Source organism: Nannocystis pusilla, assembly GCF_020073745.1.
GTDB lineage: Bacteria > Myxococcota_A > Polyangia > Nannocystales > Nannocystaceae > Nannocystis > Nannocystis radixulma.
The window spans coordinates 16,091-31,535 of the sequence record NZ_JAIRAU010000060.1 but is presented as its reverse complement, the minus strand read 5'-3'; the positions used below and the strand labels follow the sequence as shown (position 1 = coordinate 31,535).

Below are 15,445 nucleotides of genomic sequence, written 5' to 3'. Positions count from 1 at the left end.
TCGCAGGCGAGATCGAGGCGTCGCGTGCTCGCGGTCGATCACGCGACGTCGTCGATCACGGCAGACGATCGGCACCGGCCCAGTCGGACGCGAGGTCGACGTCGGGCCGCGGATCGCCGTCGTAGTCGACGGCGGGATCGCCAGAGCGCCAGCGTCCCAGCTCCGCGAACGGGGCGCCCGCCTTGACGTGGAAGTCACCGCTCGCTGCGCCCGTGAACCAGGACGACTGCGCGCTGACCTCGACCGTCACGTTGTCGCCGGCGAGCAGCGTGCTGTCGACGATGCTGTCGCTGGCGACGGCGCCGTCGCAGCTGACCGAGGTCGCCTGCGACTGGCCGAACAGGACCGCGTTGCGCAGGGTGACGGTGCCGGGGTCGAGGCAGTGGAGCGAGTCCGCGGTGGCGTCGCTGTTGTTGCCGACGATCGTGGCGTAGACGATGTTGAGCTCGCCGCCGCTGACGACGTGGATCCCGCCGTACTGCGAGAAGTTGCTGCCGTTCGAGGTGACGAAGGTGTTCTCGATCCGGGTCGTCCCCTTGTCGACCTTGATGCCGCCGCCCGGGTTGGCGTACACGCGCGAGCGCCGGAGTTGCAGCGTGCAGCCGATCGCGTCGATCGCCACCGACTCGCGCGACGAGAAGTCGACCGAGTCGGTCCACACCTCGGCGTTGAGGCACACCACGCCGTTGCCGGCCGACATCGAGGTGCCGACGAAGCGCAGGTCCTTGAGGTAGACGCGCGCGTCGTCGTTGACCAGCAGCGCGTCGACGTCGACGTCGATGGTGGCCGCCCCACCCTCGCCGACGATCGCCGCGATCACGTTGCTGCCGACGTCGATCTTGGCCTTGTACGCGGTCGGCCCCGGCACCACGCGCACGAGCGTCGGCGTGTCGGTGGGGATGACCTCGATCGCGTCCTGGATCTCGCAGAACGGGGCCTCCTGGGTGCCGTCGCCGTCGCAGCTGGCGGCCTTGCGATCGACCCACAGCGCATCCTCGAAGCACGCGCCGGTGGCGATGTTGCAGGCGCCGCTCGGGCACTGCTCGTGGTCGACGCACTTCGTGCACGCGTTGGCGGCCGCGTCGCATACCGGCGTGTTGCCGCCGCAGGCAGAGGCGTCGTCCGCGGTGCACTCGACGCACAGGCCGCTGTCGGCGTCGCACGCCGGGGTGGACACGTCGATGTCGGCGCAGCTCGTCAGCCCGGCGCAGCCGGAGCAAACGCCCTCGGCCAGGCAGTACGGGGTCGGATCGGGGCACGTCTGCGACATGCCGGGGCCGTCGTTGCACTGCGGGGCCTCGGTGGTCATCGAGCCCTCGGTGGGCTCCGTGGTGTCGGGCTCGGTCTCGCTGACTGAGGTGGGGGTCGCGGAGGTCGACGTGATCGTCACGTCGGTCGTGGCCTCGCTGCCCTCGACGCAGTAGCCGGAGGCGCACACGAGCCCGGGGTCGCAGCCGTTGGCCTCGCACACACAGTTGAGCGAGCCGGGCTGGCAGGAGTCGGTGTCGCTCTCGGACGAGGTGTCCGTCTGCTTGCCGCCGGGCGTACACGCGGCCGCGATGAAGCCGAAGCCGAGGCCGAACCCGACGCCCCGCCAAAACAAGGAGATACGCATGGTGCCGGCATTATCCCCATGCGTTCCGCGGGCCGCAACGCGGGCAGTTCGCGCGCCCTCGTCCGCGGGGAGCGCGCAGCCGCGCACCCTCCCCGTGCAAGGGCGTTCACGGCTTGGCGAGCACGTCGGCCCCGACGGGCTCGGGCTGCATGTGCTTGGCCTGGCGCGGGTCGCCATCGAAGTCGACCTGCGGATCGCCCTTCTCCCACATCGCGAGGTCGAGGTCCGAAGGATCGAGCTGGTCCTTCTCCTCCTGGGTGTCCCCCGGATCGGGGTCGATCGGGCGGGCCCCCGTGATCAGGTTGTCCTGGAAGTACTGAAGGATGGTCTCACCGGCCTTCTTGCTGTTGCCGTCCTTGAATTCGTCGCTGTCGATGAGCGAGGTCTTCACCGTCAACATCTGGATGTCGCACTTGATGGAGGACATGTTCCCCATCGGCTTGCGCCCGATGACCGAGTTGCGGATCATCCCGCCCACGTTGTCGCCGATGCAGTGGATCGAGTCGCCCCGCGCGGCCGGATCGTTGGCATCGACCTCGGCGTTGTTGCCGAGGATCGCGCTGAAGTTGATGTCGAGCGTGGCGTTCTCGGCGACGATGCCCCCGCCGCCGTCGCCCTGGAAGTGCTGGTTGTCGGTGAGGTAGCTGTTGACCATGTGGAGCTCGCAGTGCTGCTCGGCGCAGTTGAGCTCCACGCCCTCGGTCTTGCTGCTGTAGACGCTCGAGCGGCGCAGGTACAGGTCGCAGCCGAACGAGCGGATCCCGGCGCCGCGGGTGCCGCGGATGAAGCTGTCGTCGAGGAACACGGTCGAGTTCGACTGGCACAGCACCCCGACGCCGTTGTCGCTCTGGGCGACGCTGTAGACGGCGAAGTTGTCGACGTACGCCGTGATGTTGGCGCCGATGTTGATCACCGGGTTGCTGGACTGCAGCTGGGTGTGCTGGTGCTGGCTGGCATTCTCCTGCGAGTACTCGCCGACGTGGACGAACGCGTAGCTGATCGGCTCGTCGACCTGGACGGAGGGGGCCGTGATGCTGCCGTGGAACGAGTTGAAGATGGCGGCCTCGAGGAACTTGAAGGTCCAGCCGCTGCTCGGCCCCTCGGACTGCGCGTGGGCGATCGCCAGGTTGGCGTTGCAGTACGGCGCCTCTTCCGTCCCGCCCAGGGGCACCGTGTCGGTGCAATGAGGGGGCATGGCCTGCGAGGAGCCGTGGCGGATGTACATGATCCGGTCGCTCGGGAAGCACTCGCGCTTCAGGATGTCGCAGGCGGTCTCGGGGCAGTGGCTGTGCTCGAAGCAGCCCTCGCAGGCGTTGGTGGCCGGGTTGCACGCCGGCGTGGCGCCGCCGCACAGCGAGGCGTCGTCGAGCGTGCACTCGACGCACTTCCCGTCCTCCGGGTTGCAGAGCGGCGTCGACGGGTCGATGATCGCGCACCCGTCGGGCGGCAACACGGTGCAGCCGCCGCACACCAGCGAGTCGGAGCAGTACGGCTGGTCGGCGTCGATGGCCATGCAGTCCGGGTTCGGGTTGCCGTCGGCCGGGTCGCACGGCACCGGAGGCGCAGTCGTCGAGGTTTCCTCGATGGTGGTGCTCGACTCGCCGCCGGTGCTGCTCGTCGAGGTCAAGCTCGTCGGCCCGTCGGTGGTGGTCGGATCGTCGCCGATGCACGTCTGATCGGGCGAGCACATCAGGCCCGGGTTGCATCCGCCGCCTTGCGTGCAGGGGCAGCCGAGGTCCCCGATCGGACAGTCTCCCGCGGTCTCGGTGCTCTGAGTCTGTGCGTCCGTCGTCGGGTCACCGTCGGTCGTCGTCGCCGTCGAGGGCGGACACGCTCCGAGGAGGGCGAGAGCAGAGGCGAGGTACGTCACATAAGACCAGGCACGGGGTGAACGCATGGCAAGTTCGATTATCGCTCACCCCTCCACGACCGACAACCGCGGCGAGCCACGGGCGCGTCACAAGCCACGCTGCCCGCGAATCACTGAACGAAAGTCCAGACGCACGCCACCCCCTCGGCTGGGCGGCCGAACGGAGCGGACGGAGCAGGAGTGCCCTGCGATCAGGGGGGCTGGCGAGCGCCGGCGAAGCTGGGCTCGTCGGTCGGGATCGCCGCCAGGAAGAAGTCGAACTTCGGGTCGCCCTGCTCCCACATCGCCATCCCCTCGAGCGGCCCGTCGTTCTTCGGCGTGTAGACGTCGAGCTGCGGGGGGTTGAACCACTGCGACATCAAGTTGTTGGCCGTCGCTAGGTCAGGGACCTCTTCCTTCGTGCCGTTCTCGAAGACGAGGGTCTGCCCCATCTCTTCCTTGCAACTCGTGAGCGGGGCGAGCCCGACGACGGCGGAGTTCCGCACCACGATGTTCTGGCCGGAACCCATGCAGGCGAACGTCGAGACGCCGTTGATCACCTTGTTGAGGCCGATGGTGGAGTAGGTGATCCGGGCCTTCACGTCGTTCAGCAAGTTGAATGCGCTGAACCCCCCGACGCCGTTCTGCATGATGAAGCTGTTCTCGACCAGCAGTTCCCCGGAGGAGGCCTGGATGCCGGCGCCGCAACGAACGATGCGCGAGCGGTGGATGAACGTCTTGCACGAGGAGGCTTCGAGCGCCTTCGAGCCGTGCATTCCGTTGCCCTCCCAGGTGGTGTCGTGGGCGTAGAACGACCCGGCGGCGCACCTGACCATGTACCCGGTCGGCGTCGAGAAGCGGAGCTTGATGCCGGAGACGTAGAGACGGGCGCCGGGCGAGACCACGAGGGTCGGCCCGCCGATGGCCTCCCCGTTGATCTCGGGGGGTTGCATCCCCTCGCGCACGAGCGCCACGGCCTTGCCGTCCGGCACCGTCAGCGACAGCGGCGAGGTGGCGCCCGGCAGCAGACGGATGGTCGTCTTCGTTTCATTTAGCTGGACATCGGCGAGCGCGCAGAAGGCGGTCTGCGCCGACTTGCCGTCCTTGTTCTGGCAGTCGCTGAGGCTGCCCTGGACGTAGAAGATGAACTCCGGCTCCTCCGGGAAGCACTCGCCCTCCTGGATGTCGCAGGCGGAGTTCGGGCACTGCGAGTGCTCGGTGCAGGGGACGCAGGTGTTGGTCTCGTCGTCGCACACGGGCGTGCTGCCGCTGCAGGCCTGCGGCGCGTCCTTCGTGCACTGGACGCACTTGCCCGACTGCTGGTCGCACGCGGGCGTGGCCTCGTCGACGTCGGCGCAGGTCTTGTCGGCCGGGAGCGAGGTGCACCAGCCGCACTGATTCTCGGCGACGCAGTACTGCTCGCCGCACGCCGGATCGTCCAGGACGTCGGCGTCGCAGGTGGCCATCATCGTGGTCGGGGGCGCCTCGGTCGTGCTGGTTTCCGTCGTGGTGTCGACCGGCTCGGTGGTCGGACCGGCGGTGGTGGTCGTCGTGGTCTCGGTCGTCGTCGTCGGCTCGGTCGGCAGCGAGGTCGGACCGGCGGTCGGCTCCGTGCCCTGCGTCTGGGTCTCCGTCGTCGTCACGCCGTTGTCGCGGCACTGCATCGGGATCGCGTCCGCATCGGCCTTGGGCACGCAGCCGTTGTTGTCGGCGGCGCACACGTTGCAGACCATGTCGGCGGGACAGGGGTTGTTGGACCCGTCCTGATGGAAGCCGCAGTGCGACGTGTTGGTGATGAAGCAGCCGCCGCCGAACCCGATCAGCGCGCCTGCTCCGAGCACCACGGAAAGCGTTCGCACCCCAAGACCACGCACATCAAGCTGCGACATAAGCAAACCTCGAGCCTCGACCCGTCAGGGTATCAGAAGCGGCCGGACCACTGCAGCCCGAGCATGCCGGCGCCGAAGCTGGGCACGAGCGCGGTCTGCGGCGCGCGGGACTTGCGGTGGCCGACGATGAACAACGCCACGCCCGCGAGCGCGGCCGCGCCACCGATTCCGAGCGTCACGTATCCAGGAAGCTTGGTGCTGCGAAGCTCGTAGCCGATGTCCGGATCGATCTGTCGATCGGGCAGCACCGCGAGGCCGATGCCCACGCCCAAACCGATGACGCCACCAGCCATGAGGCCGATGCCGGCCTTGCACAGCGGGTGCATCGGCGGCGCCTCGCTGCCGGGGGCTGCGCCCACCGGCGCCGCCTCGGCCGCGCCCCCGGCCGCGGGCGCCGGCTCGGCCGCCGCCTCGGCCTGCTTGTTGTCGGCGTCGACCTTGGCGTTGTACTCGTCGATGTAGACGCGCAGCTGCTGCAGCGCGAGGCGAGCGTCGGTGCCGACCTTCTCGACCAGCTCCTTCTCGATGCAGTCGACGCAGTCGCCGCGCAGGCTGCCGCCCGAGATGGGCTGGTCGCTGCCGTGGCGGACATCGATGGTGTAGTGCCAACCGATCGCGTCGGCGCCCAGCTCGCTGACCTTGATCGCCACCTGCGGCAGACCAGGGTCCTTGCCCTCGGTGATGTTGAACGCCTTCATCGCGTCGACCAGCCGCGCCGAGATTCGCGGGTTCATCAGCTGGCCCTCTTCACCGGCCGCGCTGGTGTCGATGGCGACCGAGGCCGAGGCGGCCAGGCGCTCCCGCTTGGTCGGAGGCGGCTTGGGCACGCCGCGCGGACTCGGGGGCAAAAGGACGCGTCCGGGCTCCGCCGGCTGCGGCGACGCGCTACGGCAGACCCCAGGCGCAGGCGAGAGGACGAGCGAGAGGGCGACCAGGATCGAGGCGTACATGAGCGCGGGGGGACCCAAAGGGCCGGGGACGGCGGGCTAAGGTGACACCACCTGGCCCATTCTGACAAGGGACGCGCCAATTATGGCCCCACACCTCCCCGCGCGTCCACTTCTCCGGGGCTTTGGCGGGCGCGCGTTCGCGCCTTGATCCCGGCGCGATCACGCGGGCCCGAACTTGCGCATCACCCGGCCTCGCGTCGCTCGCAGAACTTGACCCACTTAACGACGTCGGCGTCGGTCTGTCCGCGGCCCGCGCGAGCGCAGTCCTTCCACTTCTCGAGCTCTTTGTAGGCGTAGGTCTTGAGCTTGGCCGACTCGGCCTTGCTCTTCCAACAACCTGGCTCTGCGTTCAGGTAGCGCAGCATCTCGGCCGGCTTGCCGCCGGCGCGGGCCGACTTGACCTTGTCCTGCGTCAGCTTGCAGAACTCGCTGTTCGGGTCGCGGCCCGGCCGCGGGTCGCTGTTCTTCTTCTCGCTCTTCTCGACCTTGTCGTCCTTGGTCTCGCCGTCGGTGTCGCCGGCCTTCACCTCGGGCACCTTGGCCTCGGGCGGGTTGAGCAGCTTGGGGTCGACGACCACCGCGCCCCACTGCGGGTTCGACTTCTTGGCGGGCGGGTCGATGTTCGGCTGCGGCTGCTTGGGCGTCGGCTCGCCGGTGGTCTTGACCGCGACGGCCCCGCCCTCGTCGCCCTCGGCGTCCTCGGGGCTCGGACCCCAGCGCAGCGCGATCCACAGCAGCGACGCCGCGAACACGACGATGCCGGCCATGCCGAGCCGCCGCTGCGTCTCGTACTTCATGCCGGGCGGCGGGGCCGGCGTCGGCATCGGCACGGTGGCGGCCTGCTTGTCTGGCTCTTTGGCCATGGCCGAAGGGCCAGGCACGGACAGCAGCTTCTCGCGCCGCACCGGCGCGACCACCAGCGAGGCGCCGGGGTCGTCGGTGTCGAGGTCGTGCTCGTCCGGCGGCAGCAGGCGGATGACCTCCTCGAGGCGGGTCAAGAACTCGCGGGCCGACTGCGGGCGCATGCCCGGGTCGATCTCGAGGCAGTCGTCGACGAGCTTGATCAGCTGCCACGGCAGGTCGGGCCGCCGGTCGCCGAGCGACGGGGCGCGCTCGGTGGCCTTGCGCGCCATGATCTCGACCATGTTGTTCGACACGAACGGCGGCTCGCCGACGAGGCACTCGAACAGCATCACGCCGAGCGCGTAGATGTCGAAGAACTCGGTCGCGTCCTTGCCCTTGGCCTGCTCGGGCGCCATGTACTCGGGCGTGCCGAGGGCGTGGCCGGGGATGGTGAGCCGCGCCTCGCCCTCGACCCGCTCGGCGCCGGCGGAGATGCCGAAGTCGAGGACCTTGACGTACTCGCCCTCGCCCTCCGGCATGGGCACGAACATCACGTTGTCGGGCTTGAGGTCGCGGTGGATGATGCCGACGTCGTGGGCCGCCCGGATCGCGCGAGAGATGTCGCGGATGATGCGGACGGCCCGGCCGACCGGGAGCGAGCCGAGCTCCTGGATCTCGTCGTAGAGGTTGCGCCCGGTGAGGTACTCCATCACCAGGTAGAGGCGACCGTCGGGCAGTTGGCCGGCGTCGAACACCTCGATGATGTTGTGGTGACCGGCGGCGCTGGCGGCCCGCGCCTCGGCCCGGAACCGCTTGGCGACCAGCTCGTTGCGGCTCCACTGGTGGGTCAGGACCTTGATGGCGACGCGGCGGCCGACGGTGGTGTGCTCGCCGAGGTACACCGTGCCCATGCCGCCGCGGCCGATCCGGCTGACCACGCAGTAGCGGTCGGCGATGATCGTGCCCGGCTGGATGTACTCGATGTCGTTGACCGGGTCGTCGTCCTTGTTCTTCTCGCGCGGGCGACGGACCGCCGCCGCGGCGACCGCCGCCGCGGGCGGCTGGACGCGATCGGGGGGCAGCGGGATGATCTTCTTGCTGCCCATGCTGACATCGGCGGTCTCGTCGAAGTTGTCGAGCGCCAGCTCGAACTCCTCCTCGTCGACCAGCGTGTCCTTGTTGTCCTCGCGGCTGACCGCGGCCTGCGTCGTGCCGGCGAGCTCCATCAGCAGGTACTCGCGGTTCTCGGCCTCGCGGGCGGCGGCGTCGCCGAACAGCATGCCCATGAAGTCGGCCGCGGCCTCGGTGCCGGTGAAGCCGGGGTAGTTGCGCTGCAGCCAGCCGCCGAGCGCCTCCATGAACTCGTGCGCCGACAGGTAGCGGTCCTCGCGGTCGCGGGCGAGGGCCTTGATGACGACGGCGTCGAGCTCGGGGTCGACCCGGCTCGAGTACGTCGAGGGCGGCGGCGCTGTGAAGTGCGACACGTCCTCGGTGTCGACGCCGTCCCCCCCGCGCAGCGGCCGCCCCGTCAGGAGCTCCCACAACACCGCGCCGCAGGCGTAGACGTCCGCCCGCCCGTCGAGCGTCTCGTGGCGAGCTTGCTCGGGGGACATGTACCCGACCTTGCCGAACACCACGCCGGGCACCGTGAGGCTGCCCTTCAGCGTCGACGTCGCCAGGCCGAAGTCGGCCAGCAGCACGCTGCCGGTCCAGTCGATCAGGATGTTCGAGGGGGACACGTCACGGTGCACGAGCCCGAGTCCCGGGAACGTGTGTGCGTAGTGCAAACCCCGCAGGATGTCACGGATGATGTGCACCGCGATCGGGACGGGAAACGCCTTCCCGACCGCCGCGCAGCGGTCCCAGATGTCCGCGAGATCGCGCCCTTCGACCAGGCTCATGACGATGAAGAGCTGCTGCTCGAACTCTCCGGCCTCACGCACCTCGACGATGTTCGGGTGGTGCAGCCGCAGCACCAGCTTGGCCTCGTCGAGGAAGCGCGTGCGGTAGTCGTGGTCTGGGAGCCCGGGCCGCAGGAGCTTGACGGCGACGAGCCGGGCGGACGTCCCGAGGCCTAGCGACGCGAGATAAACGGTCGCCATCCCGCCCTCGCCCAGCGCAGCAAGCAGGGTCACGTTGCCCAGCTGGCGGGGGGGGTTCAGTCGCTCAATCTCGCCCATGACCATGTGTGTGCCAAACGCTACCACGACTCGGAACTTTCCGAGTATCCTTTGCCGCAGTCATGCCAGCCCCGTCCGGCCCGTCCCAGCCCGGGATTCTGTACTACGACCCGAATACGACCACGGCCAAGCTGGCGACGGCGGGCCTGCGGCTGGCCGGCTACCAGGTGTTCAACGCGCACACGCAGCAGGACGCGGTCGAGCTGTGCAAGCGGCACGGCCCGGCGGGGGATCGGGCGATCATGGCCCTCCTGCTCGACGCCGCCGCCGACCCCGCCGCCTCGGCCGGCGTGTTGCGGGCGCTGGTCCAGATCCCGGGCGGTGCGCAGCTCCCGGGGATCCTGCTCGTCAGCCGCTCGAACCCCAACCCGATCCCCGGCGCCGAGGACCTGCCGGCCCTGCGGCGCCCGTTCAGCACCCCGGCGCTGATCAAGATCGTCGAGGAGGCGCTCGAGGGCCACGTGCCGGCGGCGTCCAAGGCGCCGGCGCAGTCGCCCCTCGATCCGGCCGTGACCCGGCTCAAGCACCTCCTGGGCGACCATTTTCCTGGCCAGGAGTTCAGTGACGCCGACGTCGATCACTTCGTCCGCGCGCTGCGGCACGACGAAGAATTCGCGATCCAGGCCGACAAACCGGCGATCCGCGGCTCGCTCGGCGGCGTGCGCCTCGAGGCCGTGCTCGAGATGCTCGGCAACTCCGGCGTGCGCGGGGTGCTGAAGGTCGAGCAAGGCTCGTCGTGGGGCAAGCTGCACCTCGACGCCGGCCGGATCCGCCTGGCCGAGGTCAAGGGCACCGAGGAGGACCTCAAGCTCGGTCGCTTCGTCGTCGAGGGCGGTTTCATGCGCGACGAGCAGCTCGAGGCGTTCATCGTCGGCAAGGACCCGGAGCAGCGGCCGCTCGGCTCGCGCCTGGTCGAGGGCGGCTTCCTCAGCCCGGCCGAGCTGGCGCAGATCCTGGTCGACCAGGCGCGCGCGCTGATCTCTCACCTGCTGGCGTGGAAGCAGGGCACCTTCACGTTCACGCCGACGGTCGAGCTCGACCCGATGGCCACCGCCGCGGCCGCCCAGGGCCGCGCCGAGCTGACGATCGCCGACGCCCTGCTCGACGGCCTGCGCCTGCTCGACGAGCAGGCGCTCATGGGCCCGCACATCCCCGACGTCGACGACGTGTACCTCCGCATCGACGAGCAGGTGGCCAAGTTGAGCCGCGAGGCGCTGCCGCGCGACGAGCTGGCCGTGCTCGAGCTCGTGAACGGCAGGAACAGCGTCAAAGAGATCGCGCGCAAGACCCGCACCGGCACCTTCGCCGTCGCTCGCGTGCTCTACCGCCACGCCAAGGCCAACCTGGTGCGCAAGCGGGTCATGCCGGTGACGGTGTGAGGCGAGCATGAGCGAGCCGCGCCACGTCGTCGTCGCCGACCCCGACCCGCGCGAGCGGGCCCGCGTGCAGGAGCTGCTGCGCGTGCCTGCCGAGGAGCTGGGCCTCGCGCTCGAGGTCCACGCCGCCAGCGACGGCCAGGTCGCCCTGGCGCTGATCGAGCAGCGCAAGCCGGCGCTGGTGCTGAGCGAGGTGCTGCTCGAGGGCCTGTCCGGCCTGTCGATCCTCCGCCGCCTGCGCGCCACCCTGCCGCCCGGCAAGGTCCCGCCGTTCGTGTTCATCACCACCATGGCCCGCGAGAGCGACCGCTACTGGGGCCTGCGCAACGGCGCCCACGGCTACGTGATGAAGCCGTACGAGGACGACCTGCTGCAGAGCCGGATCCGCGACGTCCTGCGCGAGGTCCAGCCCGAGAAGCTCGGCATCCTGTGATGCCGTCGTCCGCGGCCAGGCCGTGACCATAGGGACATGTCCGCAAGCACATGCCCATGAGAGCATGTTCTGATGGGCATGTCCCGCAGGACATCTCAGGCGCTTGCTAGCAGCCCTGCGGCGGGGCGTCGATCGCCGGCGTGCCGTCGGTCGCCAGCACCGCCGACTGCGACACGCTGGCGCCGCACTGCCAGCCGACCACGGCGGCCTTGCACTGCGAGCAGGTGACATTGTCGAGGCGGAGCTCGACCGGCGCGTCGACCCACACGGCCGGCTCGGCGCCGGTCTGGGTCAGCAGCACGTGCTGCAGCGCGCTCGCGGTGGTCTTGCCGTAGAGCTTGATGCCCCGCCAGACCCCGGCGGTCGCCCGCAATTCGATCGGCGCGTCGGCGGTCCCGCGGGCCAGCAGCGCGGCCGGCGTGTCGCCGCCGACCTCGAGCACCGCCTCCGGTCCGGCGAGCACGCGCAGACCTGCCTCGAGGGTCAGCTCGGCGCCGACCTGGACCGCCCCGACCAGCTCGAGCGGCGCGCCGTGGGCCGCCCACGTCGTCTTGGCGGTCACCTCTCCGGGGGCGACGACGATCCGCGCGTCGCTGTCGAACGCGTTGCCCTCCCCGAGCGCGCCGACCAGGTTGGCCGGCAAATCGATCGCCCGCGGCGTCGCGGCGAAGCGGTTGTCGGCGAACGCCCGCAGCGTCGCCTGACCGCGCACCGCCACGCCGGCGCGGTTGCTGCGGAACGTCACCTCGCGCAGCGACAGCGCCCCGTCCTCGACCACCAGCGCCGCGCTGCTCTCGTCGCCGCCGCCGGCGAACTCGAAGGCCGCGTGCTCGAGCGTGACGTCGCCGCGAGCCCACACCTGCAGCCCGCTCCAGCCCCCGGCCTCGCGGCGGTCGCCGGCCGTGAACGTGATCGGCGCCTCGCCGGTGCCGCGGGCCTGCAGGCCGCCCTCGGTGCTGCCGCCGATCGACAGCCGGCCCTCGGGCCCGAACTGCAATTCTGTCCCCGGGGACAGGCTCAGCACGGCCCGCTCGGGGCCCTCGGCGTCGATCCGGATCGTGTCGTTGATCCGCAGCGGCACGCCCGGGTTGGGCCAGGTCGCCGGCTTGCCCAGGTAGCCGCCCTCGACGTGGATCACCGCCCCGCCGTCGTAGCGGTTGCCGCCGGCGATCCCGACCAGCGCCGTCGCCGGGGCCACGATCGCGGCCTTGCTGCCGAGCTTGCGCAGCGTGTTGCCGGCGAACGACGCCAGGCTGCCCGCGCCCTCGATCCGGATCGCCGGGCCCTTGGCCTCGCGGATGGTCGTGTCGGCGAGCGCGACCTCGGCGGCCGCGACCAGCAGCGCGCGCTCCTCGGTGCCGGCGAACTCGATCACCGCGCCGATGATCTGCGAGCGCGCCGCCTTGTCCCACAGCTCCACCCCGCGCCACGCCCCCGCGGCCTTGTCGCTGGCCGAGGTCAGCGTGACCGGCTCCTGCGGCGTGCCGGTGACGATCAGCTTGGCGCTGTCGGACCCGCCGACGATCAGCGCCGCGCCGTCCTTGAACTGCAGCGTCGCGCCGGCCTCGAGCGTCAGCGAGCCGTTGTCGACGCGGTAGTCCTCGACCACCGTCACCGGCCCGCAGTCCTTCGAGATCACCCGATCGATCTGCGACTCGGACCCGCCGAGGGTGCGCGGGCACTCGGTCACGCGCTGGGCCCCTGCCGTCGGACCGCCGGCCGCGCTCTGCGGTCCACTGCCGTCCGCAGGCGCGGTCTCCGGCTTGCTGTCCTGACCGGGGGTCGCCGCTTCGGGCTTGGTGCAAGCGGTGACGGACAGTGCGAGCGCGGCGAGCCTCAGGAGCTTCATGACCGCGGTTTGTAACCCGCCGGCGCGCGGGCCAGCAAGCCGCCTGCGCCCGCCGAGGCCGCGGCGCGGTCGCGGACGGCCGGCGCGCGGCGGCGCCCCGGTTGTCTCTTGGGACATAGCGCATGGAACCTGTCCTTCGAGCCAGACAGCTACGCCCGTCGCCGCTCGCGGACACCGGCTTCGCGGACCCCGCACTGCCTCACGTGCGTGCCCGCACACGGCCTCCGACAGGCCCGCCCGGGGAAGCTCGTCGGCCGCGCCGCCACGCATCCTCGAGTTGTGGTCTATCCTGCGGGAGTACGCGCCTCTGGCGCAGACGGACGAAGCCGAGAATGGATACGCACGATCCGAGCCGCGCAGAGTCTGCACCACCTCCCCCCTCCTTCGGCGCCGAATCGGGCCGGCTGCGCGACTTCCCGCTGGCCGAGCTGCTGTGGCAGTTCCACTGCGACGCCCGCAGCGGGTGCCTGCGGCTGCGCAAGGGCGCGCTCGAGAAGACCCTGTGGCTGTCCGGCGGCGTGCCGGTGTTCGCCCGCAGCAACGAGGCCGGCGACCGCCTCACCGACCGGCTCCTGGCGCGCGGCCTGTTGACGCGGGCGCAGTACGACCAGGCCCAGGACCTCCTGGCGCGCTCGACCGGCAAGCGGATCGGCGAGGTCCTGCTCGAGAACGGCCTGATCCGCGAGCGCGAGCTCAACGAGGCGCTCGGCGAGCAGATCCTGCGCATGATCGAGTCGATGTTCTCGTGGACCGAGGGCTCCTGGTCGTTCGAGCCCGGGCCCTCGGCCGACCGGATCACCCTCGACCGCTCGACGGCCGCCATCCTGATGAGCGCGGCGCGGCACCGGATCCCGCTGCGCCGCCTGTGGGACGCGATCGGCGACCACCACCAGCTGCCCCGCCTCGACCACGAGCACCGCAGCGACGACGGCCGCGCCGAGCTGACCGCCTCGCTCATGCTCGAGCCGAGCGAGTCGGCCTGGCTGGCGCGGCTCGACGGCTCGCGCAGCCTCGCCGAGCTGCTCGACGACTTCGACGTCGACGAGCACGAGCTGCTCGCCCTGCTCTACACCCTGCGCCTGCTCGGCCACCTCCAGCTCGAGCTCGGCGGCGTGCCGGCCCTGGCGTTCCAGCGCTGACGGCCGGCGCTGCTGTCCGCCGGGACATGTCCCTTCAGTCCTGGCCTTCGCGCCACTCGACGGCGCCGGTCAGCGCCGCGAACTTCTCCGCGTGGGCCGCGAGCTCGCGGTGCAGGCCGGCGGGCACGCGCCCGCGCAGGGCCGCCGCGACCGCGCGGAAGTACCACAGCTGCTTCGGCGCCGGCGCGTTGAAGCGGGCCAGCGTCGCCAGCCCGTGGAGCTCGAGGTCGACGAGCAGCGTCGACGTGTTGTGCAGCTTGTCGCAGGCGATCACGAGCGCGCTGCGCGGGCCGATCGCCTGCAGCCGCTCGACGTAGGCCCGCTTGCGCTCGAGCCACGGCCGCTTGCGACCCGGCGCCTCGTCGGCGCCGGTGTCGGTGCACTCGGCGACGATCACGCCCACCCCGCCCCCGAACGCGTCGACGACCTCCTGGATGGTCACGGCGGTGTCCTCGACGACGTCGTGCAGCAGCGCCGCGGCCGCCTGCTCGAGGTCGCCGCCCCACTCGAGGACGAGCCCGCTGACCTGCAGCAGATGGCTGACATACGGGACGGTGGTGCCCTTACGGGTCTGTTCGCCGTGGGCGACGAGCGCGAACTCGAGGGCCCGCGCGAGCATGAGACGGTCCGCTGCCATGGTCCTCACTTTAGCGCACGGCTTCGCTATGCTGCCGCTCATGCTCCGCTCGCTCGCGCTCCTCGCCCTGGTCGCCGTCGCCTGCGACTCGTCCCCCACCCCGTCGAAACCCGCGCCGGCCGAGCCCGCCAAGGCCGCCCCGGTCGCCGCCGCCGCCCCGAGCGCGGCCGCCGAGGGCCCGACGATCGACCACGTGGTCGAGACGCTCGACGGCGGCCAGCAGAAGTTCGCCGACCTCCGCGGCAAGGCGATCCTCGTCGTCAACACCGCCTCGCAGTGCGGCTTCACCCCGCAGTACGCCAAGCTGCAGGAGCTCTACGGCCGCTACAAGGACCGCGGCCTGGTCGTCCTCGGCTTCCCGTCGAACGACTTCGGCGAGCAGGAGCCGGGCGACGCCGCCCAGATCAAGGACTTCGTCGCCAGCAAGTTCGCCGTCGACTTCCCGATGATGAACAAGGTCCACGCCAAGGGCCCCGACATCGCGCCGATTTACAAGACCCTGACCGAAGAGACATCCGAGGGGATCCGCGGCGAGGTCAAGTGGAACTTCACCAAGTTCCTCATCGACCCCGCGGGCCACGTGGTCGCCCGCTTCGAGTCGCCCGTCGACCCGCTCGCGCCGGAGGTCACGGCCGCGATCGAGAAGGTCCTGCCGGCCGCCGGCTGAGCGCCGCGAGGCCCACCG

At 70.7% G+C, this 15,445-nt stretch carries 11 protein-coding genes; 4 read left to right on the top strand and 7 right to left on the bottom strand.

Annotated elements, in window-relative coordinates; translation table 11 throughout:
- Positions 1-55: 55 nt before the first annotated feature.
- The 5 genes from K7C98_RS43070 to K7C98_RS43050 form a co-directional block, all read right to left on the bottom strand.
- Entirely contained in the window at positions 56-1,615 is a 1,560-nt protein-coding gene (locus tag K7C98_RS43070; protein WP_224197800.1) for a hypothetical protein, read from the bottom strand.
- Between the two features lie 106 nt (positions 1,616-1,721).
- Positions 1,722-3,512 carry a hypothetical protein gene (locus tag K7C98_RS43065; RefSeq protein ID WP_224197799.1) on the bottom strand — a complete coding sequence of 597 codons (1,791 nt, stop codon included), beginning with the start codon at positions 3,510-3,512 and terminating at the stop codon, positions 1,722-1,724.
- A gap of 164 nt (positions 3,513-3,676) precedes the next feature.
- Entirely contained in the window at positions 3,677-5,323 is a 1,647-nt protein-coding gene (locus tag K7C98_RS43060) for a hypothetical protein (RefSeq protein WP_224197798.1), read from the bottom strand.
- A 62-nt stretch (positions 5,324-5,385) separates the two neighbouring features.
- Positions 5,386-6,180: a hypothetical protein gene (locus K7C98_RS43055; RefSeq protein WP_224197797.1), complete on the bottom strand. Its 795-nt coding sequence runs from the start codon at positions 6,178-6,180 to the stop codon at positions 5,386-5,388.
- Between the two features lie 305 nt (positions 6,181-6,485).
- Positions 6,486-9,281 (bottom strand): protein kinase domain-containing protein, encoded by a 2,796-nt coding sequence (locus K7C98_RS43050; protein ID WP_224197796.1) that lies wholly within the window; start codon positions 9,279-9,281, stop codon positions 6,486-6,488.
- Between the two features lie 107 nt (positions 9,282-9,388).
- Here K7C98_RS43050 and K7C98_RS43045 point away from each other — a divergent pair, with 107 nt between their 5' ends.
- On the top strand, positions 9,389-10,705 hold the full coding sequence (locus K7C98_RS43045) for a DUF4388 domain-containing protein (RefSeq protein ID WP_224197795.1): 1,317 nt from the start codon (positions 9,389-9,391) through the stop codon (positions 10,703-10,705).
- 7 nt (positions 10,706-10,712) lie between these two features.
- Entirely contained in the window at positions 10,713-11,135 is a 423-nt protein-coding gene (locus tag K7C98_RS43040) for a response regulator transcription factor (protein ID WP_224197794.1), read from the top strand.
- A 106-nt stretch (positions 11,136-11,241) separates the two neighbouring features.
- Here K7C98_RS43040 and K7C98_RS43035 read toward each other — a convergent pair whose 3' ends face one another.
- On the bottom strand, positions 11,242-12,984 hold the full coding sequence (locus tag K7C98_RS43035) for a hypothetical protein (RefSeq protein WP_224197793.1): 1,743 nt from the start codon (positions 12,982-12,984) through the stop codon (positions 11,242-11,244).
- Between the two features lie 332 nt (positions 12,985-13,316).
- On the opposite strand from K7C98_RS43035, the gene K7C98_RS43030 reads away from it, so the two are divergent.
- Positions 13,317-14,123, top strand: a complete 807-nt coding sequence (locus tag K7C98_RS43030; RefSeq protein ID WP_224197792.1) for a DUF4388 domain-containing protein — start codon at positions 13,317-13,319, stop codon at positions 14,121-14,123.
- A gap of 34 nt (positions 14,124-14,157) precedes the next feature.
- On the opposite strand, the gene K7C98_RS43025 is transcribed toward K7C98_RS43030, so the two are convergent.
- A complete protein-coding gene (locus tag K7C98_RS43025; protein WP_224197791.1) occupies positions 14,158-14,760 on the bottom strand; it encodes an HD domain-containing protein in 603 nt (200 codons plus the stop codon).
- A gap of 40 nt (positions 14,761-14,800) precedes the next feature.
- Here K7C98_RS43025 and K7C98_RS43020 point away from each other — a divergent pair, with 40 nt between their 5' ends.
- Complete coding sequence (locus K7C98_RS43020; RefSeq protein WP_224197790.1) at positions 14,801-15,427, top strand: glutathione peroxidase; 627 nt, start codon at positions 14,801-14,803, stop codon at positions 15,425-15,427.
- Positions 15,428-15,445 lie beyond the last annotated feature (18 nt).

Excerpts from the sequence above, each read along its gene's own strand:
- K7C98_RS43070 (WP_224197800.1), bottom strand. The coding sequence starts at position 1,615 with ATGCGTATCTCCTTGTTTTGGCGGGGCGTCGGGTTCGGCCTCGGCTTC.
- K7C98_RS43065 (WP_224197799.1), bottom strand. The coding sequence starts at position 3,512 with ATGCGTTCACCCCGTGCCTGGTCTTATGTGACGTACCTCGCCTCTGCT.
- K7C98_RS43045 (WP_224197795.1), top strand. The coding sequence starts at position 9,389 with ATGCCAGCCCCGTCCGGCCCGTCCCAGCCCGGGATTCTGTACTACGAC.
- K7C98_RS43040 (WP_224197794.1), top strand. The coding sequence starts at position 10,713 with ATGAGCGAGCCGCGCCACGTCGTCGTCGCCGACCCCGACCCGCGCGAG.
- K7C98_RS43035 (WP_224197793.1), bottom strand. The coding sequence starts at position 12,984 with ATGAAGCTCCTGAGGCTCGCCGCGCTCGCACTGTCCGTCACCGCTTGC.
- K7C98_RS43030 (WP_224197792.1), top strand. The coding sequence starts at position 13,317 with ATGGATACGCACGATCCGAGCCGCGCAGAGTCTGCACCACCTCCCCCC.
- K7C98_RS43025 (WP_224197791.1), bottom strand. The coding sequence starts at position 14,760 with ATGGCAGCGGACCGTCTCATGCTCGCGCGGGCCCTCGAGTTCGCGCTC.
- K7C98_RS43020 (WP_224197790.1), top strand. The coding sequence starts at position 14,801 with ATGCTCCGCTCGCTCGCGCTCCTCGCCCTGGTCGCCGTCGCCTGCGAC.